At 69.4% G+C, this 24,730-nt stretch carries 23 protein-coding genes; 19 read left to right on the top strand and 4 right to left on the bottom strand.

The window, feature by feature from the left end; all coding sequences use genetic code 11:
- The first annotated feature begins 605 nt into the window (after positions 1-605).
- The 3 genes from OG584_RS04115 to OG584_RS04105 all read left to right on the top strand — a co-directional run bounded on the left by OG584_RS04115 (position 606) and on the right by OG584_RS04105 (position 3,417).
- Positions 606-1,481 (top strand): ABC transporter permease, encoded by an 876-nt coding sequence (locus OG584_RS04115; protein WP_405775058.1) that lies wholly within the window; start codon positions 606-608, stop codon positions 1,479-1,481.
- 66 nt (positions 1,482-1,547) lie between these two features.
- Complete coding sequence (locus tag OG584_RS04110; RefSeq protein ID WP_405775056.1) at positions 1,548-2,597, top strand: ABC transporter substrate-binding protein; 1,050 nt, start codon at positions 1,548-1,550, stop codon at positions 2,595-2,597.
- Positions 2,581-3,417, top strand: a complete 837-nt coding sequence (locus OG584_RS04105; protein ID WP_405775054.1) for an ABC transporter ATP-binding protein — start codon at positions 2,581-2,583, stop codon at positions 3,415-3,417. The genes OG584_RS04110 and OG584_RS04105 overlap by 17 nt, the downstream gene beginning before the upstream one ends.
- A 147-nt stretch (positions 3,418-3,564) precedes the next feature.
- Here the strand turns inward: OG584_RS04105 and OG584_RS04100 are convergent, their stop codons facing one another.
- The 3 genes from OG584_RS04100 to OG584_RS04090 form a co-directional block, all read right to left on the bottom strand.
- Entirely contained in the window at positions 3,565-4,779 is a 1,215-nt protein-coding gene (locus OG584_RS04100) for an acyl-CoA dehydrogenase family protein (RefSeq protein WP_405775052.1), read from the bottom strand.
- 11 nt (positions 4,780-4,790) lie between these two features.
- Complete coding sequence (locus OG584_RS04095; RefSeq protein WP_405775050.1) at positions 4,791-5,252, bottom strand: SCP2 sterol-binding domain-containing protein; 462 nt, start codon at positions 5,250-5,252, stop codon at positions 4,791-4,793.
- Positions 5,253-5,368: 116 nt separating this feature from the next.
- Positions 5,369-6,571, bottom strand: coding sequence for a helix-turn-helix domain-containing protein (locus tag OG584_RS04090; protein ID WP_405775048.1), 1,203 nt, complete (start codon positions 6,569-6,571; stop codon positions 5,369-5,371).
- Positions 6,572-7,195: 624 nt separating this feature from the next.
- Here OG584_RS04090 and OG584_RS04085 point away from each other — a divergent pair.
- Positions 7,196-7,798, top strand: coding sequence for a hypothetical protein (locus OG584_RS04085; protein ID WP_405775046.1), 603 nt, complete (start codon positions 7,196-7,198; stop codon positions 7,796-7,798).
- 143 nt (positions 7,799-7,941) lie between these two features.
- Complete coding sequence (locus tag OG584_RS04080) at positions 7,942-9,444, top strand: DUF6801 domain-containing protein (RefSeq protein ID WP_405775044.1); 1,503 nt, start codon at positions 7,942-7,944, stop codon at positions 9,442-9,444.
- A 154-nt stretch (positions 9,445-9,598) separates the two neighbouring features.
- Here the strand turns inward: OG584_RS04080 and OG584_RS04075 are convergent, their stop codons facing one another.
- The gene (locus tag OG584_RS04075) at positions 9,599-10,543 is read right to left on the bottom strand and encodes a hypothetical protein (protein ID WP_405775042.1); all 945 of its coding nucleotides are present in this window, start codon (positions 10,541-10,543) and stop codon (positions 9,599-9,601) included.
- Positions 10,544-11,290: 747 nt separating this feature from the next.
- Between OG584_RS04075 and OG584_RS04070 the strand changes: the two genes are divergently transcribed.
- From OG584_RS04070 to OG584_RS04005, 14 genes are read left to right on the top strand one after another with little or no spacing between them, the layout of a single operon-like run.
- Positions 11,291-12,280, top strand: a complete 990-nt coding sequence (locus tag OG584_RS04070; RefSeq protein ID WP_405775040.1) for an ABC transporter ATP-binding protein — start codon at positions 11,291-11,293, stop codon at positions 12,278-12,280.
- Positions 12,277-13,134, top strand: a complete 858-nt coding sequence (locus OG584_RS04065) for an MlaE family ABC transporter permease (RefSeq protein WP_405775038.1) — start codon at positions 12,277-12,279, stop codon at positions 13,132-13,134. The genes OG584_RS04070 and OG584_RS04065 overlap by 4 nt, the downstream gene beginning before the upstream one ends.
- Positions 13,135-13,137: 3 nt before the next feature.
- The gene (locus OG584_RS04060) at positions 13,138-13,941 is read left to right on the top strand and encodes an MlaE family ABC transporter permease (RefSeq protein ID WP_405775036.1); all 804 of its coding nucleotides are present in this window, start codon (positions 13,138-13,140) and stop codon (positions 13,939-13,941) included.
- On the top strand, positions 13,938-15,179 hold the full coding sequence (locus OG584_RS04055; RefSeq protein WP_405775034.1) for an MCE family protein: 1,242 nt from the start codon (positions 13,938-13,940) through the stop codon (positions 15,177-15,179). Before OG584_RS04060 ends, OG584_RS04055 begins: the two co-directional genes overlap by 4 nt.
- Positions 15,176-16,207, top strand: coding sequence for an MCE family protein (locus tag OG584_RS04050; RefSeq protein ID WP_405775032.1), 1,032 nt, complete (start codon positions 15,176-15,178; stop codon positions 16,205-16,207). The genes OG584_RS04055 and OG584_RS04050 overlap by 4 nt, the downstream gene beginning before the upstream one ends.
- Positions 16,204-17,253: an MCE family protein gene (locus OG584_RS04045; RefSeq protein ID WP_405775030.1), complete on the top strand. Its 1,050-nt coding sequence runs from the start codon at positions 16,204-16,206 to the stop codon at positions 17,251-17,253. Before OG584_RS04050 ends, OG584_RS04045 begins: the two co-directional genes overlap by 4 nt.
- Complete coding sequence (locus tag OG584_RS04040; RefSeq protein WP_405775029.1) at positions 17,250-18,446, top strand: MCE family protein; 1,197 nt, start codon at positions 17,250-17,252, stop codon at positions 18,444-18,446. The genes OG584_RS04045 and OG584_RS04040 overlap by 4 nt, the downstream gene beginning before the upstream one ends.
- Positions 18,443-19,594 (top strand): MCE family protein, encoded by a 1,152-nt coding sequence (locus OG584_RS04035; protein WP_405775027.1) that lies wholly within the window; start codon positions 18,443-18,445, stop codon positions 19,592-19,594. The genes OG584_RS04040 and OG584_RS04035 overlap by 4 nt, the downstream gene beginning before the upstream one ends.
- Positions 19,594-20,856: an MCE family protein gene (locus tag OG584_RS04030; RefSeq protein WP_405775025.1), complete on the top strand. Its 1,263-nt coding sequence runs from the start codon at positions 19,594-19,596 to the stop codon at positions 20,854-20,856. The genes OG584_RS04035 and OG584_RS04030 overlap by 1 nt, the downstream gene beginning before the upstream one ends.
- The gene (locus OG584_RS04025) at positions 20,853-21,365 is read left to right on the top strand and encodes a hypothetical protein (RefSeq protein WP_405775023.1); all 513 of its coding nucleotides are present in this window, start codon (positions 20,853-20,855) and stop codon (positions 21,363-21,365) included. The genes OG584_RS04030 and OG584_RS04025 overlap by 4 nt, the downstream gene beginning before the upstream one ends.
- Positions 21,362-21,931 carry a hypothetical protein gene (locus OG584_RS04020; RefSeq protein WP_405775022.1) on the top strand — a complete coding sequence of 190 codons (570 nt, stop codon included), beginning with the start codon at positions 21,362-21,364 and terminating at the stop codon, positions 21,929-21,931. The genes OG584_RS04025 and OG584_RS04020 overlap by 4 nt, the downstream gene beginning before the upstream one ends.
- Positions 21,932-21,942: 11 nt before the next feature.
- On the top strand, positions 21,943-22,467 hold the full coding sequence (locus OG584_RS04015) for a nuclear transport factor 2 family protein (protein ID WP_405775020.1): 525 nt from the start codon (positions 21,943-21,945) through the stop codon (positions 22,465-22,467).
- 24 nt (positions 22,468-22,491) lie between these two features.
- A complete protein-coding gene (locus OG584_RS04010) occupies positions 22,492-23,304 on the top strand; it encodes a hypothetical protein (protein ID WP_405775018.1) in 813 nt (270 codons plus the stop codon).
- 46 nt (positions 23,305-23,350) lie between these two features.
- Complete coding sequence (locus OG584_RS04005; protein ID WP_405775016.1) at positions 23,351-24,601, top strand: lytic transglycosylase domain-containing protein; 1,251 nt, start codon at positions 23,351-23,353, stop codon at positions 24,599-24,601.
- Positions 24,602-24,730 lie beyond the last annotated feature (129 nt).

Here is a 24,730-nt window from a genome sequence, read left to right as displayed (position 1 = left end):
TGGCGGACACGGCTTCCCGGGACCGCCCCTGCACGGGCACGCCGGGAGGCCGCCCCTGAGAGGGCCGAAGAGCTTCGCCCTCACGTCGCGTTCCCCTCCTGAGCCCGCCCGCCGATGACCTCAGGAGGCGCGGCCGCCTCCGGCACACCCCGCGTCCGCCGGTCCAATCCCCCTGCCCGCCGGGCGCGTTGGGCCGGTGGCGCTCCGTACCAGGTCGCGGACATCCCCTGGTGGCGGCCACGGCGCTGTGCTACAAATCCCCCGTGACCAGCGATCAGTATCTGGTGGAATGCCTCACCATCGATCTCTGCCGTGTGACCAGCTGCTCCTGTTGAGCCTGGCCCGGCAGCGCTGAGTACTTCCCGCAGTCCGCGGCGTTGTCCGCCTGCCCTCCTCCGGTCGTCCGACGGCTGACCAGGGTCCTCGCCGGACGCGGCCTCCGTGCGCCGGAGGGTACGGCAGACGTGCCCGTACCGCGCGCCGTCCGCACGGCCTCCGGGGACTCGCGTGCACGGCCCGCCGCCCCCCGCAGTGCGCCACCCCGTACCGCGTCTCCCTGTCCCCGGCGGTCTTCCGCCGTTCCGCACCTCTCGCCGGAGTCCGCCTTGACCACATCCACCGCCACGGAGAAACAGCCGTACGCTCCGGCTCCGGCCCCGGAGCCGCCTCAGCCCCGGCGCCGTTCCCCGGAAAGGGCCGCGCTGCTGCGCAGGGCGGGGCTGCGGCTGCTCGCGCTCGTCGTCCTGCTCGGCCTCTGGCAGCTCGTCACCGCTCTGCGGCTTTGGTCACCGCTGCTGGTGCCGCCGCCGTCGGCCGTCTGGCACGCCTTCATCGAGACGTCCGGCACCCATGACGGGGTGCGCGGCTACCAGGGCCACACGCTGATCGAACACCTGGGCATCAGCCTGCGCCGGATCGCGATCGGGGCGGGCGCCGGTGTACTGGCAGGACTGGTGGCGGGGTTGCTGATGGGCACGCTGCCGTGGGTGCGTGTCGTCCTCGAACCGGCGGTGGCCTTCCTGCGCACGCTGCCGCCGCTCGCCTACTTCAGCCTTCTGATCATCTGGTTCGGTATCGACGAGGCCCCCAAGCTGTGGCTGCTGGCGATCGCGGCCATGCCGCCGGTGGCCGTGGCCACCGCGTCCGCGGTCGCCTCCGCGCCCTCCTCGCTGGTGGAGGCCGCACGGGCCATCGGGGCACGCCGCTCACAGGTCGTGACCTCTGTCGTCCTGCCGTCCGCGCTGCCGGAGATCCTGATCGGTGTCCGGCTGGCGTTCGGGATCGCCTACTCCTCGGTCGTCGCCGCGGAAACCGTGAACGGCCTGCCCGGCATCGGCGGCATGATCCGCGACGCACAGCGTTACAACCAGTCCGACGTGGTGGTGCTGGGCCTCTTCGCGATCGGTGTCTCCGGCCTGCTGATCGACGCGTTGCTGCGGATCGCCGAGAACCGGCTCGCACCCTGGCGCAGGCTGTCCTGACCGCCGGCCGCCCATTCCTCCCGCCCCGCCGCCCCGCCCTGCGAACATCGAATGAAGGACTACGCCATGCCCGGAACACGCGGTCTGCGCCGCACCTCCACGCTCGTCGCGGCTCTGGGAGCGCTGATCGTCGTCACCGGCTGCGGTACCGGTGGCAGCGGCAGTGCCAAGGGCGACAGCAAGGAGATCAGGATCGCCTATCAGGCTTTCCCCAGTGGGGACTTGATCGTGAAGGAGAAAGGCTGGCTGGAGAAGGCGCTGCCGGGCCGCACGATCAAGTGGATCAAGTTCGACTCCGGGGCGAGCATCAACACCGCCTTCGTCTCCGGGGCGGTGGATCTGGCCGCGATCGGATCGAGTCCGGTGGCGCGCGGTCTCTCCGCACCGCTGAACATTCCCTACCGGGTCACCTGGGTCCTGGACGTCGCCGGTGACAACGAGGCGCTGGTGGCCCGCAACGGTTCCGGTATCAAGGACGTCAAGGATCTGGCGGGCCACAAGGTCGCGACTCCGTTCAGTTCCACCTCGCACTACAGCCTGCTCGCCGCACTCGACAGGGCGGGAGTGGCCCCTTCCAAGGTGAAGCTGCTGGACCTCGAACCGCAGGACATCGTCGCCGCCTGGTCGCGCGGCGACATCGACGCGGCCTACGTCTGGCTCCCCACCCTCGACGAACTCAAGAAGACCGGCAAGACCCTGGTCTCCAGCCGTCAACTGGCGGCAGCCGGCAAGCCCACACTCGACCTGGGAGTGGCGTCGAGCAGCTTCATCAAGGCCCAGCCGGAGGTGATCGCCGCCTGGCGCAAGGTCGAGGCACGGGCCCTGAACCTGATTCATGACGACCCGCCGGCCGCGGCCGAAGCGGTGGGCGGACAGCTCGGGATCAACAGCCGCGACGCCGCCGCCCAGCTCAAGCAGGGCATCTTCCTCAAGCCCGCCGAACAGGCCGACGACAAGTGGCTGGGGCGGCCGGGCCATGTCGGCGGCCTGGCCCGGAACCTCCGGAGCGCGGCGGACTTCCTGGTCGGGCAGAAGCAGATCCCGGCCGCGCCGGGGCTCCCGGAGCTGGAGAAGGCCGTGTACGTGGAAGGGCTCAGCGATGCCGTCTCCAAGTGACCGTCCGCGGCCGGGTAATGGCGGATTCGCGCCCGAGACCACCGGCACCGCCACGGCCGCCGTGGCCGTGCGTGAGGTACAGCACCGGTACGGCCGCGGGCCGGAGGCCGTCACGGCGCTCGGACCGCTGACGCTGGACATCCCGGCGGGCGAGTTCCTTGTGCTCGTAGGCCCGTCGGGCTGCGGGAAGAGTACGTTGCTGCGGCTGATCGCCGGCTTCGAGAGCGCTTCGTCCGGCACGGTCGCCGTGCACGGCGGGACGCCGGAGCCGGGGCGTCAGGCAGGAGTCGTCTTCCAGCAGCCGCGGCTGTTCCCGTGGCGCACGGTCGGCGACAACATCTCCCTGGCCCTGCGCTTCGCAGGCGTACCCAGGGCCGAACGACCGCTACGGGCGGAGGAGTTGCTGGAGCGCGTCGGGCTGGCCGGTACCGCCGGCCGCAGGACCTGGCAGATATCGGGGGGCCAGCAGCAGCGGGTGGCCATCGCCAGGGCGCTGGCGGGCGGCAAGGATCTGCTGTTGCTCGACGAGCCGTTCGCGGCCCTGGACGCGCTGACCCGCGAGCGGCTCCAGGAGGATCTGCGCACCGTGAGCGCCCAGACCGGGATCACGTCGGTCTTCGTCACGCACAGCGTCGACGAGGCGGTTTTCCTGGGTACCCGCGCGGTCGTTCTGAGCGCCCGTCCCGGCACCGTCGCGCTGGACATTCCCATTGCCCTGCCCCGTACCGGGGGTGAGGATCCGGACGAGTTGCGGGGGATGCCCGAGTACGCCGGACTGCGTGCCGAGATCGGAGCGACCGTGCGCGACGCCGCCCGCTGAGCCGGCGCCGGGACCGCTCGCCCCGGGCTCACCCGGGGCGAGCGGCGTCATTCTTCGTCACTGCCGGCACTGAACGCCGAAGGGTGCGCCGCGGCTGAGGCCGCGCGGCCCCGGCAGGCAGCTGCCGACCGGCCTGCGGAGAGGGCGTCAGCGGATGTGGCGGCCCGAGATCGCCCGTGCGATCACCAGGCGCTGGATCTCGCTGGTGCCCTCGAAGATCGTGTAGATCTTGGCGTCGCGGTACATGCGTTCCACCGGATGCTCACGGCTGTATCCCGCGCCGCCGAGTATCTGGACGGCCTTCTCCGACGCGGCGACGGCGAGCTCACCGGCGCGCAGTTTGGACATGGAGCCCTGACCCGCGTCGAAGGCTTTGCCGTTCCTGGCCATCCAGGCGGCCTGCCAGATCAGCAGCCGTACGGACTCGATCTCGGTCCGCAGATCCGCGAGCGCGAAGGCGATCGACTGGTTCTCGATGACGGGGCGGCCGAAGGCCTGCCGGTCACCCGCGTACTCCAGCGCGTACTCGTAGGCGGCCCGTGCGATCCCCAGCGCCTGGGCGCCCACCGTCGGACGGCTGACCTCGAAGGTCGCCATGGCCGCCTGGCCCTTGGCCCGGCCGCCCTCCCGGGCACGGGCGAGCCTGCGGTCCAGCTTCTCCTTGCCGCCGAGGAGGCAGTGTCCGGGCACCCGGACCTCGTCGAGGAAGACGTCCGCGGTGTGCGAGGCGCGCAGCCCCAGCTTCTTGATCTTGCGATTCGCCGCCAGACCCGGTGTGCCGGGCGGCACGATGAAGGCGGCCTGCCCGCGCGAACCGAGCTCGGGATCGACCGAGGCGACCACCACGTGGACGTCGGCTATACCGCCGTTGGTGATCCAGGCCTTCTGGCCGTGAATCACCCATTCGTCGGTCGCCTCCTGGTAGCGGGCGCGGGTGCGCATCGCGGAGACGTCGGAGCCCGCTTCCGGCTCCGACACGCAGAACGCCGCGAGCCGCGGGTCGTCCGCGTCGCCGAAGCACTGCGGTACCCACTCGGCCAGCTGGTCGGGGGTGCCGGACGAGAAGATCCCGGCAACCGCGAGCGAGGTGCCGAACAGTGCCATGCCGATCCCGGCGTCGCCCCAGAAGAGTTCGTCGTTGGCGATCTGGAGGGAGAGACCGCTGGGATCGCCGTACATGTCGGCCAGCGACTCGAAACCGTAGAGGCCGATCCTGGCGGCCTCCTTGATGACGGGCCACGGTGTCTCTTCGCGCTCGTCCCACTCGGCGGCGGCCGGGCGGACCACGCCGGCTGCGAAGCCGTGCACCCAGTCCTTCAAGTCCCGCTGTTCGTCGGTCAGTTCGAGGGAAAAGCCGGTCATGTCCCTCCCCCTCAGGCCTTCGGGATGTCGAAGTACCGGGTGAGCCCGGACGCGAGGCCCACATCGCCTGCGATCTTGACCTTGCGCAGCATGAAGAGCGTCACCGGGCTCGCGTTGCCGGACACGAGTTTGAGGAAGTCGGCGTCCCCCATGGTCAGCGTGAGCCGCGGATCGGCGTCCGAGCGGCCCTCGGTGACGGTGCACACCCCGTCCGCGATCGTCGTCTCGTACACCACGTCGCTCTCGCCCGTGACCTTCCAGCGGATCACGGCGGCGAGCGAACCGGCGCTCTCCGGCCGGAACTGCCTCTCCATGCGCGCGAAGACCTCCGCGAGCACCCTGCGGCGCAGGTCACCCCGTGCGATCTCGCCGAGTTCCCGGGTGGAGAGCCCCTTGATGATCCTCGCGAACTCCTGCGGGGAGACGGATGCGAAGTCCAGCTCCGCGAGCCTTTCGCTGATGTTGTCCGCCACGAACGCTTCCTTACTCCCAAGTAAACTTACTGGGGAGTCAGGTTATGGTGCGGCGGGCGTCCGGGCAAGACGGACCGCCGGGCGGGCGGTCGCCACGGCGGGGGGACCGGCCGGTCTCAGCTGCCGCTCGATTCGAGCCGCATCGCGCGTAGAACGATCTCGATCGCGAACCGGCGTTCCGGGTCGGACAGTTGCTGGCCGAAGATGCTCTCCAGGGTGCGCATGCGGTAACGCACGGTCTGGGCGTGCACGTCCAGGACCTGCCCCAGGTGGGCGGCGGTGCCGCGCGTCGCGAGCCAGGCGTGCAGCGTTTCCAGGAGACGGTCCCTGCGGTTGGCGGTGAGGTGGGAGACCGGGGCCAGTTCACGCCCGGCGAGCTGTTCGAGGAGTGCGCGGTCGGAGAGCAGCCAGAGGGTCACCATATGGTCTTCGCAGTTGATCGCCGGCGCGTCCTCGACGATGCCGGTGTCGACCAGGTCGAGCACCCGGCGGGCCCAGCGGAGCGAGTCCGCGGCGTTCGCGAGCGGGACGGTGAGGCCGACCGTCCGGTGTGCTCCGGGGAGCGCGACGTCGAGCATGTGCTGTCTTCGCTCGTCGAACGGGCCAGGAACCAGCAGGTGGGGCTGCGGTTCGGCCAGATCGGCGAGGACATCGTTGTCCAGCAGGGCGGACGGGACGCCTGCGGGCGGGCGCAGGGCGACCAGTGTCACCTGGCCGGGAAGCGACCAGCCCGTCTGCTCCGCGAGCTCGGCGATGGCGGCGCGGGGCACCGGCGAACCGGCGAGGATCAGATGCAGCAGGCGGCGCCGCTGGGTGTCCAGCTGGTTCCCGTCCGCGGTCCGGACCTCCAGATATCCCTCGCGCGACAGGGCTTCGAGTTCGTCGACATAGGTGAACAGCGCGTCGGCGAAGGTGAGCATCAGCGTGGGGGAGAGGTTGTAGCGCCTGCCCACCCGCTTCGCCCGCCGCAGGGCGATCCTGGCTCCGAGCCGGTACGCCCCCTGGAGCTGGTCCAGGCTCCTGCCCTCGTACGCCTCGAACCGGCCGAACCTGCGGCACATCTCGTCCCGCAGTGCGGATGAGGTGGTGGGTTCGGCGACCTGGTCGACGAAGACGGAGATGTTCTGCTCCACGCCGATGCGGATGCCCTGCGCGTACGGGCCTTCGAGCAGACGTGCGTACTCGGGGTACGCGCGAGTGACCTCCAGCCCGATTTCCTTGATCAGGCTGGGCAGTTCGGGCCGCATGACGGCCGCGAACTCCTGGGGAAGTGGTCCCAGTGGCTCTCCGATGTCCGAGGGTTGTGCAACTCCCGGCATTCCTCGACCCCTTGCTCTCCGGCGCCCGGTGGGGGTGGCCGACGGGAGAGCGCTCCCGGAGACCTTCAGGTGCGTACCGACTTGGGTTGCTGAACATAGTCGAAGCCGGGAGCCCGTGGACACAGCCCGGACGGATCGAGAGATGCCCCGAGGGCCGTATCAAGCCAGCCCCGGACGCAGGATCCGGACCCCCGCCCGGCCGCCGTGGCACAGTACGAGGACTCCGTATGTGCCGCCGTTGTCATTTCCTGACAAGGCGGGCGCGGGCCATTGGCGGCTGCGGCAGGTGCGGCGGTGTGCCACCCGGCCGGGCCCGGGAGCGGACAACTGTCACCGCGGCACACGGCGGGCGGCAGCGGAATCACTCACTTTCAGCTAATGAGGGCACGGCCCAATACTCGCCGGACAACAGGAAATTGACCGCGGAAAACCCAGGACCGGATTTCTTCGTACGGGCCATTGCTAACTCAGGTTACTCACTCGTAGCGTCATCGCCGCACGGTCGGAACAGGGGTCGCCCGGGACGAAACCGCCTTCCGGCCACGTGAACCTCGTGGGGGTTCCGTTCCGCTCGGGACGGGGCTCCGGGAATCTGATCAGGACGCCACGAAGGGAAATCACACCATGCACAAGTTTGCCGCAAGAGCCGCAGTCGTCACCGTCGCCATTGGTGCGGCCGTCGGCCTGGCCGCGACGTCCGCGTCGGCGACCGCCACCTCGTCGTGGACGGTCACCCACTCCGGCGCCTACACCGCGCACGCCGTCAATCCCTCGCTGGCGGTGCCGGCGGCCACACTGAACTGTGCGTCGTCCGACGTGACCGCCGGATCGCTCCAGGCGACGAGCGCCACGGGAGCCGGGATCGGCACCATCGGAAACATCACCTTCACCAACTGCAACGTGGCGGGCATCACCTTCAAGGTCACGATGAAGGCCACCCCGTGGAAGATCAACGCGGTCAGCGTGAACGCCACCCACCCGACCTGGGTGAACGGCACGGTCAGCTCGATCTCGGCGCACATCGCCGGTGTCGGCTGCGCGGCAGACTTCACCGGAACGGTCAACGGTCACTACGACAACACAGCCCACGCCCTGGTGATCGACGGCACGGGAACGGGTCTGGTCGCGTCCGGCGCCAGCTGCCTCGGGCTCATCAACAACGGTGACGTGGCCGCGTTCAACGCCTCGTACGCGGTGAGCACCCTGCCGGTGATCTCCACCCCGTAACCCCGTTGCGCGCGACGGCACGGGCCGGAGGCAGCACGTGCTGCCTCCGGCCCGGATTTCACGTTGGGGGCGGGGAGACCCGGCGGGCCCGCGTGGCGGAAGAGAGAGGAACCGGAACGTATGAGGCGGAGGGCGGGGCCGGCATGAATACCAGGACACCTGTGAAGGGCGGCAGGCGGCCGGTGCGGCTGGCCTCCGCGGCGGCAGCGGCACTCGTCGCCGGGCTGCTGGCGGGCAACGGCTCGGCCGCCGGCGAGAGCGGGGACCCGGGGACCTTCTCGTACGACTGCGGCCCCGAGTCCGGGCCCACCCGGGCCACCGTCGAGGTGGCGGCACATCTCCCGGCATCCGCGGAGACCGGGAAGCCGGTGCAGCCAGGACCGGTGACGGTCCAGGTGGGGCTCGCTCGCGGGGATCTCGCCCGGCTGCTGCCGGACGGCGCGGACGCCGTACTGAGCACGGCGTCGCTCGCCGTGGAGGTCAGCCAGAACGATCAGTCGGCCACCGCCATGTGGGCGGACCTCGCCGCGCCGAGCACGCCGGTGCCGGCCGATGGCGATGTGCGGCTGGTGCACACGGGTGCTGTGCCCACCGTCACCGTGGGCGCCGCGGGTGATGTCACCCTGACCGCAGGGGAGTTGAAACTTGGACTGCAGTCCGCGACACCCACCACCGGTGGGCAGAGTACCCCGAAGGCCGTTCCGCTGGTCTGCCGGCCGGTCGCCGGTCAGGATCTGCGTCTGGGGACCGTTCCGGTGGCGGATTCCTCGGGCTCCGAGCCGTCCGCGACGCCGGGCACCGGGAAGCCGAGTGCTCCGGGCGGCGAGAAGGGGCCCAAGGGCGGCGCAGGCCTCACCGTGCAGCCGCGGGCCACCGCGGCCGGTACCGGCAAGTGCCCGACCGTGATACCGCAGGGCAAGGCCGACCCCAGCGACGCGCCCAAGGCTCCGCCGGGCGCCACACCCGGCGAGTTCGACCTGCCGGGGAGCCCCGGCTGTGCCTACGCGCTCGGCGCGGCGAACATCAGCAAGCTCAACGGTGCCATGATCATCAATGATCCGAAGCACAACCCGGTGACGATCAGCGTGCTGGCTGTCACGCATTCCTCGGTCAGGTCCAGCGTCCAGCCGGGCGGTCTGTATCTGCGACTCGACTCGCTGGCGGACCTGCGGCTCCCCGACGCGGAATCGACGTTCCTGACTTTCGGATTCGAGCCGGTCACGGCGAAGGTGAGGTTCGAGACCGGTCCAGTCACCATCTCCACCGGGAACGTCGGGACGAGTGTGTTCTCGGTGATCTCGTTCAAGCAGTCCCTGCGTCTGTACGACGTGAAGGTGAACGGAACACCCCTGGACGTCGGCGGCTCCTGCCGAACCGCGAAGCCGTACAAGGTGGTTCTCAATGGGGGCGCCAAATACACGAACGTCTTTTACGGCGGCACGCTCGACGGGACCATAGACATTCCTGAGTTCTCGGGGTGCGGCACCAATGGTGAGGACCTCGACCCCTTGTTCACCGCCTCGATCTCAGGGCCGGGAAACAGCATCGAGATGAACCAGGGCACGACATGTATTCCTGACTCGCCCGACAACCTCTGCCCGCCCAACATTCCGGTCCTGCCGGGTTCCGGGGCTGCCGGGCGCTGAGGGCGGTCGCGGCTGCCCCGCAGGAATGGCTGGTTGTCGGCAGTGCGGCCTGCCGGCGGTGTCCTGCGCCGCGGCCCGCGCGTCCGGCCCGTCGGCCCGGTCAGGGCCGCCCTCGTGGTGAGGGCGGCCCACCGGGCCTCGCGCCGCAGACCGGTCAGGGCCGGACGGCCGAGTGCCAGGCGTCCGACAGCGCCTTGCCCTCGCCGGGAGCAACGCTGGCCGGGTCGTTGAGGGTGGCGACGTAGGTCGACGCGCTGTTCAGCGTCACGTTGTTCTTGCCCGACGGGGAGGGGAGGGCTGTCTTCAGATTGACGGCCCAGTTGAGCAGGTTCAGCCCGCAGCCGCTGGCGCCGGGTACCGCGTAGGCCGAGTCACCCTGGTTCGCGCCGATGAGGTTGATCCGGCCCAGGGCGCCGTCCGGGTCGGCGGTGCCGTCGCCGTCGAACGCCTCCGTTCCCGGGGTCGGAGCCGTCAGGTTCTGCGGGCGCAGCAGGATCGGGTCGGATGAGGTGCCGATGTAGCACTTGTCACCCAGGAACGGGTTCTGCAGATGGATCCGGACGGGCAGAGTCACGATCGGCTTCCCTGTAGTGGCGCCGGCCAGCAGTGTGAAGCCACTTGGGTTGTTCACCGATTCGATGGTCGCGGTCACCCGGTTGAGAGTGTTGTCGGTGAGCTGCTTGCAGACGCCGCTCACCACCGGGATGTCGCTCGGGCACATCAGGCCCAGCAGTCCGCCGGGCAGCTGGGCGGAGTCGGCCACGAGGGCGCCGCCCGCGGGGGAGACCAGAGTGGAGGTGCCGTCGGGGTGGGTGACCACACCGAGCTGGAGATCGCTCGCCCCGGTCGGCACCACGGAGTTGCCGAGTTTGATGGAGCCGTTCGCCGAATGGGAGGAGAGGCAGAGGGCGGTGTCGTTCTGCCCGTCGGCCGCCAGCATCGCCGGAGCGTCCACGGGGCACCGGGAGAACGGCGCCCAGGTTCCGTTCAGGCTGACAGCCCCCGTGCCGGCGGTAGCCGTGCCCGCGGACACGAACGCGGCGAGGGCCGTGGAGCCGGCCAGCAGCCCCAGGCGCAACCGGGTTGAAACGGATCTCATGTCTTCCCCTTTTCCGGCAGCCGTCCAGAAGGTGCTGCCGTATTCGGACCTGATGGGTCTGCGAAGTTCCGGAACCGGCATGACCCGCTGAAGGGGCCTGACGCGGATGCGGATGAGTGAAAGGGTGGGTCGAGGTGCACGAGGCCGGTTTCACCTCTGAATTCACCGAGCCGTGAGGTTACTGGCGGGAAACACCGCTGCACAATCCTGCTGTTTGATGAAGTTTCCGTGATTGCTCGTTCTTGTACAGAGGTGAGCAAACGGCCCCGGCCCCTTGTCAGTTGCCGCGTACCCCGATGCCGACCGCCCCTCCTGGGTGTCCACAGGCGGCCGGCGCCGGCCCGCCGCTGTGCCTGTGCTCCCCGCTCCATGCGGGCCGGCGGAATTTGTCACTTCTGGATGAGTTTCCCGGCGGCACTGCTCAGTCACCGCAAAGAACAGCGGATAGGTGCGGAGCCGGGCCGAAACTTGGAGAACTGGTATTGCGGGGCCAGGTTACTCGGCCGTAACGTCGCTCTCCGCGAGTCACTCGGCCGCTTGAGGCCGAGTCGCAAGTCCCTCACCTGCGCCCCTCTCGCGAGTGAGCACTTTTCAACAAGGTTTCCGTACGGGCTTGTCACCCCATGACAAGTAGCTGATCTTATTCGGGAGTTACCTGTTCAAGGGCTTGTCCCGGCGGTACCGGTGAACTTAACGTGCGCCTCTCGACGCACTTCTGTCACTTCGTGAGTGCATGCAGGAGGTGAGATGGGAATCGAAGTAGTTGTTGAAGGGCTCACCAAGTCCTTTGGCAAGCAGAGAATCTGGCAGGACGTGACGCTCACGCTGCCCGCCGGTGAAGTGAGTGTGATGCTCGGACCTTCCGGGACCGGGAAGACGGTGTTCCTCAAGTCTCTGATCGGGTTGCTGAAACCCGAACGGGGCAGCGTGCTCATCAACGGCGTCGACATGGTGAACAGCCCCGAGCGCGACATTTACGAGACCCGCAAGCTCTTCGGCCTGATGTTCCAGGACGGTGCGCTCTTCGGTTCGATGACCCTCTTCGACAACGTGGCCTTCCCGCTCCGGGAGCACACGAGGAAGAAGGAGTCGGAGATCCGCCGCATCGTCATGGAGCGGATGGACATGGTCGGCCTCCTGGGCGCGGAGGAAAAGCTGCCCGGCGAGATATCCGGCGGAATGCGCAAGCGGGCCGGGCTGGCGCGCGCCCTCGTACTCGACCCTCAGATCATCCTCATCGACGAGCCGGACTCCGGACTCGACCCGGTCCGTACCTCGTACATCTCCCAGCTGCTCATCGACCTCAACGCGCAGTTCGACGCGACGATGCTGATCGTCACCCACAACCTCGACATCGCGGCCACCGTGCCCGACAACATGGGGATGCTCTTCCTGCGCAACCTCGTCACGTTCGGCCCCCGCGAACTGCTGCTCACCAGCGAGGAGCCGGTGGTCGCGCAGTTCCTCAGCGGCCGGCGCGAAGGGCCGATCGGGATGTCCGAGGAGAAGGACGCCGCGACCCTCGCTGCCGAACAGCGCAGCGCGGCCGGTGCGCGCCCGCAGGCGCCCCGGCCCATCGTGCCGCAGCTCGAACCGTCCGAAGGGCTCCCCGAGCGCCAGGCCGTACTGCGGCGCAGAGAGCGGGTACTGGGCATGATGGCGGACCTGCCCGACGCGGCGCGGACCGCCATTCTGAAGAGTTACGCGGCCCCGGCCTCCGGCGGTGTGCAGCCATGACAGCACCGTTGCCGGTCCGTCCGCCCGAGCCGTCCGCGAACGGCGGCGCGGGCAAGGCGCCGGAGTACCGGCAGCCCCGCCCGCCGCTGCGTGTGCTCGCGCCGCTGCGTGAGACCGGGAAGCTCTTCGCTCTCGGGGCCACCGTCACCCGGGCCGTTTTCCGAAGACCCTTCCAGATGAGGGAGTTCATCGAGCAGTTCTGGTTCATCGCGAGTGTCACCATCCTGCCGGCCGCCCTGGTCTCGATCCCCTTCGGCGCGGTCATCGCCCTGCAGGTCGGCTCGCTCACCCAGCAGCTCGGCGCCCAGTCCTTCACCGGCGGGGCGAGCGTGCTCGCCGTGATCCAGCAGGCCAGCCCGCTGATCGTCGCCCTGCTGATCGCGGGTGCGGGCGGATCGGCCATCTGCGCCGACCTCGGCTCGCGGAAGATCCGCGAGGAGCTGGACGCGATGGAGGTCATGGGCGTCTCACCGGTCCAGCGACTGGTCGTCCCACGGGTGCTGGCCACCATGTTCGTGGCAGTTCTGCTGAACGGGCTGGTCTCGGTCGTCGGCACACTCGGCGGGTATTTCTTCAACGTGATCATGCAGCACGGCACGCCTGGCGCCTACCTCTCCAGTTTCTCCGCGCTCGCCCAGCTGCCCGACCTCTACATCAGCGAGGTCAAGGCGCTGATCTTCGGCTTCCTCGCCGGAATCGTCGCGGCCTACCGCGGTCTGAACCCCAGGGGTGGCCCCAAGGGCGTCGGCGACGCGGTCAACCAGTCCGTCGTCATCACCTTCATGCTGCTGTTCTTCGTGAACATGGTCCTCACGGCGGTCTATCTCCAGATCGTCCCCGCGAAGGGGAGCTGAGACATGTCCATGCTCGGCTGGCTCGACCGCTCAGGCGACCAACTCGTCTTCTACGTAAGGGCGCTCATCTGGATTCCGCGCACCCTGCGCCGGTACATCAAGGAGGTCCAGCGGCTTCTCGCCGAGGTCGCCTTCGGCAGCGGCGGCCTCGGTGTCATCGGCGGCACCATCGGCGTGATGGTCGGCATGACCCTCTTCACGGGGACGGTCGTGGGGCTCCAGGGGTACGCGGCGCTCAACCAGATCGGTACCGCAGCCTTCACCGGATTCGTCTCCGCGTACTTCAACACCCGCGAGATCGCCCCCCTGGTCGCCGGACTCGCCCTGTCGGCGACCGTCGGCGCGGGCTTCACCGCCCAGCTCGGCGCGATGCGCATCAACGAGGAGGTGGACGCACTCGAAGCGATGGGGGTGCGGTCCATGCCCTACCTCGTGACCACCCGGATCATCGCCGGCGTCGTCGCGATCATCCCGCTGTACGCCATGGGGCTGCTCAGCTCGTACGTCGCCTCCCGGTTCGTGACCGTCCTCTTCAAGGGCCAGTCCTCCGGCACCTACGACCACTACTTCAATCTCTTCCTCTCCCCGGACGACGTACTGCTGTCGGTGCTCAAAGTACTGATATTCAGCGTGCTGGTGATCCTCGCCCACTGCTACTACGGCTTCCGTGCCACCGGCGGCCCCGCCGGGGTCGGTGTGGCGGTGGGGCGGTCCGTGCGCAACGCCATCGTGCTCATCAGCGTCACCGACTTCTTTCTGTCCCTCGCGATCTGGGGCGCCACGACGACGGTGAAGGTGGCGGGATGAGTGCGCTGACCGTACGGCGCAGGCTCGCCGGTGTGGTCTTCATCGTCGTACCCGCACTGCTGATCTGGCTGTCCATCGCCGTGTACCGGAAGGACTTCACCGACTCGGCCACGGTCCGGGTGGACGCGGACACCGTCGGCAGCGAGATGCACCTCAACGCCGATGTGAAGCTGCGCGGTGTCGTCATCGGGCAGGTGCGCGGCATCAGTTCCGACGGCGGCGGGGCCCGGCTGACCCTCGCCATCCAGCCGGACAAGCTGGGCCAGGTCCCGTCCGACGTCACCGCGCAGATGCTGCCGACGACGCTGTTCGGCGAACGGTACGTCGCGCTCGTACCGCCGGCCCATGCTTCCACCCGGGCGCTGAAGGCGGGCGACACCATCCCGCAGGACCGCTCGCGCAACGCCATCGAGCTGGAGCAGGTCCTCGACCACGTACTGCCGCTGCTCACCGCCGTCGAACCCCAGAAGCTCTCCGCCACGCTGACCGCCGTGTCGCAGGCCCTCAGCGGGCGGGGTCAGCAGCTCGGTGACACCTTCGTCACCCTCGACACGTACCTGAAGAAGCTCAACCCGCAACTCCCCACACTGAACCGGGACATCGCGGAGCTGGTGAAAGTCACGAAGGTCTACTCGGACGCGGCGCCCGACATACTCACCGCGCTCACCGACTTCACCACCACCAGCTCGACCCTCGCCGAGAAGCAGGCCCAGCTGGCCGGCCTTTACGGCACCACCACCAGGACGGCCCAGGACATCACGGCCTTCCTCCAGCAGAACAAGGACAACATCATCCGGCTCTCCGCGACCGGCCGGCCCACCCTGGAACTCCTCGCGAAGTACGCGCCCGAATTCCCCTGCACCCTGAGCACCCTGGCGGGCTTCGTCCCCGCCATGGACAAGGCACTCGGCAAGGGCACGGACGAACCGGGGCTGCACGTCAGCCTCGACTCCGTCCCCTCGCTCGGGAAGTACACACCGGGCAAGGACACCCCGTCCTACACCGCGAACGGCGGGCCGCACTGCTACTCCGTCCCCTACATCGGCAGGACCGTGCCGACAGCCGCCACCGGCGCGAGCAAGTCCGACAGCCTCGGGCTGCCCAACTCGCCCCAGGAGAACCAGCTCGTCAACGAACTGCTGACCCCGGGCGCCAAGGCATCGGCCCGGTCACTCCCCGACTGGAGCAGCCTGCTGGCGGGCCCGGTCTTCCGCGGCGCGGAGGTGAAGCTCAGATGAAGCGCCGCAGCCTGACGGCTCCGCTCGTCAAATCGCTGGTCTTCGTCCTGGTGACGTCACTCGCCACCGTGGTGCTCGGGCTGAGCATCGCCAACACGGACGTCGGCGACACCGTCTCCTACCGGGCGCGCTTCACCGACGCCACCGGGCTGATGGAGGGGGACAGCGTAAGGATCGCCGGCGTGAAGGTCGGACAGGTCGAGTCGGTCAAGGTCGCCGACCGCCGGCTCGCCGAGGTGCGCTTCGCGGTGAAGAAGGGGCGGACACTGCCCGCTTCGGTGACCGCGTCGATCAAGTACCTGAACATGGTCGGCCAGCGGTACGTCGACCTGGATCAGGGCACCGGGCCCGTCGGGAAGCAGTTCCCTCCCGGCGACACCATCCAGCTCTCGCACACCACACCCGCTCTGGATCTCACCCAGCTCTTCAACGGATTCCAGCCGCTCCTCCAGGGGCTGGCGCCCGCCGAGATGAACCAGCTGGCCGACTCCATCGTGCAGGTGCTCCAGGGCGAGGGCGGCACCGTCGACAGCCTCCTTCAGCACGTCGGCTCGCTGACCACCACCGTCGCGGCCAAGGACAAGGTCATCGGACAGGTCATCAAGAACCTCAACACGGTACTGACGACCGTCAACGACCGGGAGTCGAACTTCAACGACCTCGTCGTCACCCTCCAGCAGCTCGTCTCGGGCTTCGCGGGGGACCGCAAACCCCTCGGCGACGCGATCACCGCGATGGGCGCGCTGACGACCTCGACCGCCGGACTGCTGCAGGACGGCCGCGCGCCGCTGAAGAAGGACATCAGCGAACTCGGGAGGGTCTCGGAGCAACTCGGCGACGGCACACCGCAACTGCAGGACTTCCTGCGGAACACACCCGCCAAGATGCAGGCCGTCACCCGGCTCGCCTCCTACGGGTCGTGGCTCAACCTCTACCTCTGCGAGGCCAGGGTGACGGGTGTGACCACATCGGACGGCAGTAAGCCGCCCACCGGCATCCCGGTCACCGAATCGAGGTGCCGGGGATGAAGCCACCACGCCTGCGGCGCCCGCGGATCAAGCCCGTACGGGAGCGCAACCCGGTCGCGGTGAGCCTGGTGGGTCTGCTGGTGCTCGCACTGATCGGGCTCGCCGCCTACCGCGCCGACTCGCTGCCCTTCATCGGCGGCGGCACCACGTACACCGCCGACTTCACCGAGTCCGCGGGGCTCAGCTCCGGCGACGAGGTACGGATCGCCGGCGTCAGGGTCGGTCAGGTGAAGGACGTCGCGCTGGACGGGGCCAAGGTGAAAGTGACCTTCAAGGTGAAGGGCGCATGGGTAGGGAACTCCAGCACCGCGGCCATCGCCATCAAGACGCTGCTCGGCGACAAGTACCTGGCACTCGACCCGGTCGGGGCGGGGCCGCAGGATCCGTCGGCCCGGATCCCGCTGAGCCGCACCACATCGCCGTACGACGTCACCCAGGCGTTCAGCGGACTCAGCGACACCATCGGTGAGCTCGACACCAAGAAGCTCGCGAAGAGCTTCGAAACGATCTCGGAGACCTTCAAGGACTCGCCACCCGATGTGAAGAACGCGGCGACCGGACTCTCCGCGCTGTCGCGCACGGTCTCGGAGCGGGACGCCGAACTGGCGAAGCTGCTGAAGGGCAGCAAGCAGCTGACCAAGACCCTCTCCGCGAAGGACAGCAACTTCGACGCCCTCATCAATGACGGCGACCTGCTGCTCGGGGAGATCCAGAACCGGCGGAACTCCATCCATCTGCTGCTCACCGGCACCACCGACCTGGGCACCGAGCTGACCGGTCTGGTCAAGGACAACAACAAGCAGCTGAAGCCGACGCTGACCGCGCTCGACAAGGTCACGACCGTCCTGCTGAAGAACCGCAAGAGCCTGGACAAGGCGCTGTCACTGGCCGGCCCGTACTACCGCCTCGTCGGCAACACCCTGGGCAACGGCCGCTGGTTCGACAGCTACATCTGCGGGCTCGTGCCCAAGAACTACCTGCCAGCAGGCACGCCTCCGGCCACCGGATGCATGTCGCCCCAGCAGACCTCAGGCGGCAGCCGATGAATCACACCACCAGGCGCATCGCGGGCATCGTCACCGGACTCGTGCTCGTCGCGGGCGTGACCACCACCGGCGTCGTCGCCCTCGACAATGCCGGAGGCCACCGGATCACCGCCTACTTCGACCGGGCCACCGGCCTCTACGCGGGCTCCGACCTGCGGATACTCGGAGTGAAGGTGGGCAAGGTCGACTCCGTACGGCCGGAGGGCGCACAGGTGCGGGTGGTACTCGTACTCGACCGGGGAGTGAAGGTACCGGCGGACGCGCGCGCACTGATCGTCGCACCGAGCATCGTCGCCGACCGGTACGTCCAGCTGTCACCCGCGTACAGCAGCGGCCCGCAGCTCAAGGACCGGGCCACACTCGCGGCAGACCGGAACGCCACACCCGTCGAGGTCGACCAGCTGTACGCGAGCGTCACCCGGCTCGCCACGGCGCTCGGACCGAAGGGCGCCAACTCCCAGGGTGCGCTGAGTGATCTGCTCAAGACCGGGGCGGCCAACCTGGACGGCAACGGCAAGGCGATCGGCGACTCGATCGAACAGTTCGGCAAGGCGGCCAAGACACTCGACAAGAGCAGCGGCAACCTCTTCGACACCCTCGCCTATCTCCAGTCGTTCACCACGATGCTCAAGGGCAACGACGGAAAGGTGCACACGGCGGAGCAGCAACTCGCCACGGTGTCCGGCTTCCTCGACGACGACAAGGACGACCTCGGCGCCGCCCTCAAGGAACTGGGTACCGCGCTCGGCCAGGTGAAGACCTTCATCGAGAAGAACCGGGGTTCCCTCAAGAAGAGCGTCAGCCAGCTGCGGCCCATCACCGACACGCTGGTCAAGCAGCGGGCCTCGCTCGCCGAGATGCTGGACGACGCGCCACTCGCCGCGGGCAACCTCCTCAACGCCTACGACCCGGTGCACCGCACCATCGACGGCCGGGGCAACCTCAACGAACTCAGCATGAACGGCGCCCTCCACAGCGCCACACCCGCCGGCGGAACAACGGGCACGGCCGCCGGCGGCGTCGCGGCCGGCGCGGGACTCGACGGCCTGGTCCCCGTACGGCCGTCACAGCGGAAGTCGCTGCCCGCGCTCCCTCTCCCCGCGGTCGGTGACGTGTACGGGTCCCCGCCGAAGGCCGCCGCGAAGCCCGGAGCGGCCACGGAGCCCACGGCACAGAAGGGGGACGCCCGATGAGCCGGACCACCGCCTCCCGTACGGGCATCGCCGCGGCGGTCGCCCTGGCCGTCGGCTGCGCCGTCACACTCGGAGGCTGCGCGGCACCGTCGTTCTCCGGGATCGAGAATCTGCCGCTGCCCGGCGGCGCCGACCTCGGAGATCACCCGTACGAGATCACCGCCGACTTCGGCGATGTGCTGAACCTGGTCCCGCAGGCCGCGGTCAAGGTGAACGATGTCGCGGTCGGCAGGGTTTCGAAGATCACGCTGTCGCCGCGGAACTGGTCGGCGAGGGTCACCATGCGGGTCAACGGAAAGGTGCGGCTGCCGCGGAACTCCTACGCACACCTCGAACAGTCCAGCCTGCTCGGCGAGAAGTTCATCCAGCTCACCGCCCCGGACAAGGGAGCTTCGGCCGCCCAGCTCGCCAACGGCCAGACCATCCCGATCTCGCGCACCAACCGCAACCCCGAGGTCGAGGAGGTCTTCGGTGCGCTCTCCCTGCTGCTCAACGGCGGCGGTATCCAGCAGCTCAAGACCATCAGCACCGAACTCAACAAGACCCTGGGCGGCCGGGAGTCGCAGATCCGGTCGACGCTCAAGTCCGTCGACACCCTGGTGACCAGCCTCGACGGACACAAGAGCGACATCACTGACGCGCTCGACGGTGTCAACCGGCTCTCCGCGACGCTCGCGACCCGCAAGCAGTCGATCAGCAAGGCGCTCACGGGGCTCAGCCCCGGTCTGAAGGTGCTGGAGAAGCAGCGCGGCTCGCTGCTCACCATGCTCAAGGCGCTCGACACCCTCTCCGGGGTCGCCGTCGACACGGTGAACAAGAGCAAGGCCGACATGGTCGCCGACCTGAAGGCACTGGCGCCGACACTCAAGGAGCTGGCCGACTCGGGCAAGGACCTGCCCGACTCGCTGCAGGTGCTCTTCACCTATCCCTTCACCGACGAGGTGCTGCGCGGCGTGAAGGGTGACTACCTCAATGTCTATCTGGATGTGACGGCCGTGCCCGGGACACAGATCATTCCGCCGGTCACCCTCACCGGGGGCGGAGCCCAGACAGGAGGTGACACGGCGCAGAAGAAATCCGGCGCTGCCGCCACTCCGCCGCTCCCGCTGCCCTCCGTCACCGCCCCGGCCACGGAAGGCGGCAACTGATGGTCACCAGAGCCACCCGGCTGAAGAACATCGCCTTCCTGCTGATCGCGGTGCTCGTTCTCGGCTACCTCGGCGCCCGCTACGCCGACCTCGGACACCTGGTCGGGCTGCGCGGCTACTACGTGGTGAAGGTCGAACTCCCCGAAACGGGTGGCCTGTTCACGCACTCGAACGTCACTTACCGGGGTGTCTCGGTGGGCCGGGTCGGCCCCATCCGGCTGACCGCGGACGGAGTGGAGGCCGATCTGAGGATCAGCGACTCCGCGCCGCCCATCCCTGCCGGCCTCAAGGCGTCCGTCGCCAACCTGTCCGCGGTCGGCGAGGAATACATCGATCTGCGGCCGTTCGCCACCGGCGGCCCGTACCTGGGGGACGGTTCACGGATCGCCCGCGCCGACGCCAGTATCCCGGCTCCGGTGACCAACGTACTCAGCAGCGTCAACGACCTGACGTCGTCGGTCGACCTGGACTCGCTGCGCACCGTCGTGGACGAGTTCGGCGACGCGCTCGACGGCCGGGGCGAGGATCTCCAGGTCCTGATGGACAGCAGCAGCGACTTCCTCAAGGCAGCGGACAAGGCGCTGCCCACCGACACCAAGCTGATGGCCGACGGCGAGACCGTGCTCCGCACGCAGTCCCAGGAGGGTGACGCGCTGAAGTCCTTCGCCAGGGGCGCCAAGGGGCTGGCCGGACAGCTGGTCCGGTCCGACACCGACCTGCGTGCGCTCATCGCGGCGACACCCGAGGCGGCGACGCAGGTCAGCGGATTGCTCAGGGATCTGAACCCCGATCTGAGCGTGGTCGTCGCCAACCTGCTGACGACGTCGGAGGTGGCTGTCACCCGGCAGCGGGGCACGGAGGAACTGCTGGTGAAACTGCCGGCGGTGGCCGCCGCGGGGTCAACGGCGATCAACGCCAAGGGAGCACGTTTCGGTATGGCCGTCACCTTCTTCTCGCCACTGCCGTGCACCGCCGGGTACGGCGGCACGACCTACCGCAACGGCCTGGACACCAGCGCCACCGCGGACCTCAACACCGCCGCCCGCTGCACTTCGCCGCCCAGCACCGGCAAGGAGGTGCGCGGATCGGCGAACGCCCCGCACGGCGGACCGGTCCCCGCGCCGGCCAAGCCGGGATCCCTGCTGCTGGGAAGCGACGCGGGAGGGTCCGGTTCGCTCCCCGGCGCTCTCGGGACACCCGCGCTGCCCGCCGGAGGCCCCACCGATCTGGGTGGCCTGCTCGGGCTGGGGGGTGGCGCGTGAGCACCCGTACGAAGGTGCTGAGCTGGGTGGCCCTCGCGGCGGCCGTGCTCTTCTGCGCCGTCTCGGGAACGGTGTACTGGCGGGCGCACGACGACAGTTCGCTGTCCTACGCGGCGTCCCGGGATGCCACGCTGGCCGCCGGGCGCGAACGGGTCGCCGAGCTCAACACCCTCGATGTGAGGAACACGGACAGCGGGCTGCGGCGGTGGCTCGACGCCTCGTCGGGCGCGCTCCACGACAAGCTGGCATCCACCCGCGCCACCGACCGCACCACCCTCACCAAGGCCGGGACATCCGCACGCGGCACCGTCACCGACGCCGCGCTCACCGCGCTCGACGACCGGGCCGGTACCGCGGCGCTGATCGCCACCGTCAAGGTAGCGATCACCCCGAGGGGCGGTACCGCCACGACCGACCGCAAACGCTTCACGGCCACGCTCGCCCGCACGGCGGACGGCTGGAAAGTCACCGCACTGAGCGCAGTGCCGGTCGGGAAGGAGGCCGCATGAGCAGCACTGTCGAGGACATCGGAGTGGAAGCCCCGGACGAGCAGACCCCGCAGGCGCGTGGCCCCGGCCGCAGCCGTGCCCTGATCGCGGGGTGTCTGGCCGTCCTGCTGCTGGTGCTCGGCGGGGCCGGGATGCTCTTCAGGGCCCACCAGCTGAGGAACACTCCGGCCGCCGCGAACCGCGCCCTCACCGACACGGAGGCCACCTCGCAGGTCACCGGAGACGTCAGCGACACGCTCGGCAAGGTCCTCTCGTACACACCGCAGGCCACCGGTGTCACCGCCCAGTCGGCGCGCGAACTGCTCGCCGGAAAGGCGGCGAAGCAGTACACCGCGCTCTTCGGCCAGGTCGGGAAACGTGCGAAGGAGCAGAAGCTGACGCTCACCACCCAGGTGGTACGGGCCGGGGTCACCCGGCTGACCGGCAGTGAGGCGCAGCTGCTGGTCTTCCTCGACCAGACCGCGCAGCGCAAGGGCAGACCGGCCGGGGTGGTCGCCGCGCAGCTCTCGGTGACCGCCGAACTCCACGACGGCAACTGGCTGATCACCGACATCAAGGCCCGCTGAGGGAGACGCACATGCTGAGCAAGGCAAGGAATCCGCTGACGGCCGTGGCGCTCGTGACGGCACTTCTGGCCGCGGGCGCGGCGGGTTGGGGCGGATGGTCCTGGTACGCGGCCGCACACGACGACTCCGCCGCGTACGCACGGTCACGGGACCGCGTACTGGCCGCCGGCGAGCAGGCCGTGCAGAACATGAACACGCTGGACCACCGGAAACTGACGGCGGGCCTCGACGCGTGGGAGGCGTCGACCACCGGAGATCTGCACAAGCAACTCACCGATGGAAGACCCGAGTTCGAGAAGCAGATCAAACAGGCGCAGACGGTCTCCACGGCCAAGGTGCTCTCCGGAGCGGTCACCGAGCTCGACGGCCGGACGGGCAGGGCGAGCGTGATGGTGGCGCTGCGGATCACGGTGACCGCGCCCAAGGGCAAGCCGGCGGAGAAGGAGAGCCGGCTGCTCGGTGAACTCACCCGTACGTCCGGGGGCTGGAAGCTCAGCGCTCTCGGCCAGGCGCCCGTCGGCAACACAGCCGGCTGATCCAGGAGAGGAGCTGAGGACGACATGTCGACGACCCGTCATCTCATCAACCGGCAGCGGCGGCTCGCGGCCGTGGCCCCGGCCCGCGACAGGCCGCGCGTAACGGAGGAGGTGCCGCCGGGCGTGCCCGGCGCGGAGCCGGGTCCCGCCGCCGACGACAGCCCGGACATCGGTGGATCCGGTACGGACGGACCGGCGCCCGGTGAGCAGGATGCGTCCGACGGGTCCGACGGGTCCGACGGGTCCGACGGGTCCGACGGGTCCGTCGCGTCCGATGCGGCCGGGGCCGGGAAGGCCGGGGCGTCGCGCAGGCCGCTGGGCGCATGGGTGCGGCTGCCCGTGGTGCTGGCCGTCCTCACCGTGCTGCTCGGCGGGTTCGCGGCCTACGCGGGGACCCGGGCATCCGCTCTGCACGACGACGCCGCGACCAGCAACGGCGCACTGAGCGACGTGGCCCGCACGACGGAGGTGAAGGGGCAGGTCACCAGTGCCGTCAACGCCCTCTTCTCGTACGACTACACCAACACGGGCAAGGCCGACCGTGCAGCGGCGACCCTCCTCACCGGCAAGGCAGTGAAGCAGCACAAGGACATGCTGGCGACCGTACGCACGCAGGCCGCGAAGCAGAAGCTCGTGCTGACCACCACCGTCACCGAGAGCGGCGTGGAACTGATCGACGGCGACCGGGCACGCGTGCTCCTCTACGCAGACCAGAGCAACACCGACACGGCGGCGAAGAAGGACCGTACGACCTACGCGGCGGCGATGTTCGCCGTGGACGCGGTACGCGGGGGCGGCAAGTGGCGGATCGCGAACATCGACACCTTCACCCGGTGACGCGGCAGAGCCGGACCATTCCGGAATTCCGATGAGGGAGCGGCGTATGAGGCACGTTCGGAGGATGCGGCGGGGGCTGGGCGGCAGCGCGGTGGCGGCGGTGGCCATGGCCGCGCTCACCGCCTCGCAGGCGCCGGGGCTCGTCCCTCACCAACTGGCGCCGCAGCCGCAGAAGTCCCGGCCGTCCGGTGAGATCACCGCGCAGGCGGACGGCCCCACGGACAACTCGTACCACACCGAGATCCCGCCGCTGGTCGCTCCGCCCCCACCGGGCAATCCGATCGACGTGAGCGGGGCGGGGCCGGTGTACGAGCAGTCGGGAATCCCGGCCACCGTGCTGGCCGCCTACCGTGCCGCCGAAGCGCAGCTGCGCCGCAGCGACCGGGCCTGCCGACTGCCCTGGCAGCTGCTGGCGGCGATCGGAAAGGTCGAATCGGGGCAGGCGAGGGGCGGGGCGGTCGATACGCACGGCACCACACTCGCGCCGATACTCGGGCCGGTGCTCAACGGCTCGGGCTTCGCGCACATCCCCGACACCGACCACGGGGCGTACGACGGGGACGCGACGTACGACAGGGCAGTCGGCCCGATGCAGTTCATCCCGTCCACGTGGGCGGCATGGGGGCAGGACGGGAACCACGACGGCAAGAAGGACCCCAACAACGTCTTCGACGCGGCGCTCGCCGCCGGACACTATCTCTGCGCGGGAGGCCGCGACCTGGGCAGCGCCGGCGGTCTGGACACCGCGGTCCTCAGCTACAACCACTCCGACGCCTATCTGAAGCTGGTGCTGTCCTGGCTCTCCTTCTACCGGAACGGGACGCACGAGGTTCCGGACGGCGAAGGCGTAGTGCCGACCAGCCCGGGTGCGGGGAGCACATCCGACGGCAGCGGCGCGCATCCCGGCGGAGCTCACGGACACGGCGGACACAGCGGAGGCGGCGGTATCGTCATCGGCCCCCCGCCCTCCCGCACCCCGTCCCCGAGCCCGTCGGACACCTCGACGGGCGGCCCTTCCGGTGGCGGCACACCGTCGCCGTCCGGCAGTTCGCCGGGCGAACCGGGGGGTCCCGGTGGATCCGGCGGCTCACCCTCTTCGGGCCCCACATCGGGGCCGCCGGGCAGCTCGTCGCCCGATCCCGGCGGCAGCACACCGCCGGACTGCCCGTCACCCTCCGCCTCGCCGTCACCCACCGCTGACCCCGGCCCCACGGGCACCCCCGGGGACGGCTGCGGCCCGTCGCCCAGTGACCCCGGGGCTTCGCCGACGGCCACCGCGGGAGCCGCGGCCCCCTGATGCGGTCGCCGCCGCGCACCGGCGGTTCATGTGACCTGCCCGCCACCGGACTGCGCCGCTCTGTACAGGGTGGCGCAGTCCGGTGCTCCACATTGGCCGGTCACGCGGGCGGCGCATTCCGTGAGGCTG

This window comes from Streptomyces sp. NBC_00859, assembly GCF_045161865.1.
Lineage (GTDB): Bacteria > Actinomycetota > Actinomycetes > Streptomycetales > Streptomycetaceae > Streptomyces.
Note: the sequence above shows the minus strand (reverse complement) of the source record. Positions and strands in the feature narration are given on the sequence as shown.

Coding starts and splice junctions, on each gene's coding strand:
- OG584_RS04110 (WP_405775056.1), top strand. CDS start 1,548: ATGCCCGGAACACGCGGTCTGCGCCGCACCTCCACGCTCGTCGCGGCT.
- OG584_RS04105 (WP_405775054.1), top strand. CDS start 2,581: ATGCCGTCTCCAAGTGACCGTCCGCGGCCGGGTAATGGCGGATTCGCG.
- OG584_RS04100 (WP_405775052.1), bottom strand. CDS start 4,779: ATGACCGGCTTTTCCCTCGAACTGACCGACGAACAGCGGGACTTGAAG.
- OG584_RS04090 (WP_405775048.1), bottom strand. CDS start 6,571: ATGCCGGGAGTTGCACAACCCTCGGACATCGGAGAGCCACTGGGACCA.
- OG584_RS04085 (WP_405775046.1), top strand. CDS start 7,196: ATGCACAAGTTTGCCGCAAGAGCCGCAGTCGTCACCGTCGCCATTGGT.
- OG584_RS04080 (WP_405775044.1), top strand. CDS start 7,942: ATGAATACCAGGACACCTGTGAAGGGCGGCAGGCGGCCGGTGCGGCTG.
- OG584_RS04075 (WP_405775042.1), bottom strand. CDS start 10,543: ATGAGATCCGTTTCAACCCGGTTGCGCCTGGGGCTGCTGGCCGGCTCC.
- OG584_RS04070 (WP_405775040.1), top strand. CDS start 11,291: ATGGGAATCGAAGTAGTTGTTGAAGGGCTCACCAAGTCCTTTGGCAAG.
- OG584_RS04065 (WP_405775038.1), top strand. CDS start 12,277: ATGACAGCACCGTTGCCGGTCCGTCCGCCCGAGCCGTCCGCGAACGGC.
- OG584_RS04060 (WP_405775036.1), top strand. CDS start 13,138: ATGTCCATGCTCGGCTGGCTCGACCGCTCAGGCGACCAACTCGTCTTC.
- OG584_RS04055 (WP_405775034.1), top strand. CDS start 13,938: ATGAGTGCGCTGACCGTACGGCGCAGGCTCGCCGGTGTGGTCTTCATC.
- OG584_RS04050 (WP_405775032.1), top strand. CDS start 15,176: ATGAAGCGCCGCAGCCTGACGGCTCCGCTCGTCAAATCGCTGGTCTTC.
- OG584_RS04045 (WP_405775030.1), top strand. CDS start 16,204: ATGAAGCCACCACGCCTGCGGCGCCCGCGGATCAAGCCCGTACGGGAG.
- OG584_RS04040 (WP_405775029.1), top strand. CDS start 17,250: ATGAATCACACCACCAGGCGCATCGCGGGCATCGTCACCGGACTCGTG.
- OG584_RS04035 (WP_405775027.1), top strand. CDS start 18,443: ATGAGCCGGACCACCGCCTCCCGTACGGGCATCGCCGCGGCGGTCGCC.
- OG584_RS04030 (WP_405775025.1), top strand. CDS start 19,594: ATGGTCACCAGAGCCACCCGGCTGAAGAACATCGCCTTCCTGCTGATC.
- OG584_RS04020 (WP_405775022.1), top strand. CDS start 21,362: ATGAGCAGCACTGTCGAGGACATCGGAGTGGAAGCCCCGGACGAGCAG.
- OG584_RS04015 (WP_405775020.1), top strand. CDS start 21,943: ATGCTGAGCAAGGCAAGGAATCCGCTGACGGCCGTGGCGCTCGTGACG.
- OG584_RS04010 (WP_405775018.1), top strand. CDS start 22,492: ATGTCGACGACCCGTCATCTCATCAACCGGCAGCGGCGGCTCGCGGCC.
- OG584_RS04005 (WP_405775016.1), top strand. CDS start 23,351: ATGAGGCACGTTCGGAGGATGCGGCGGGGGCTGGGCGGCAGCGCGGTG.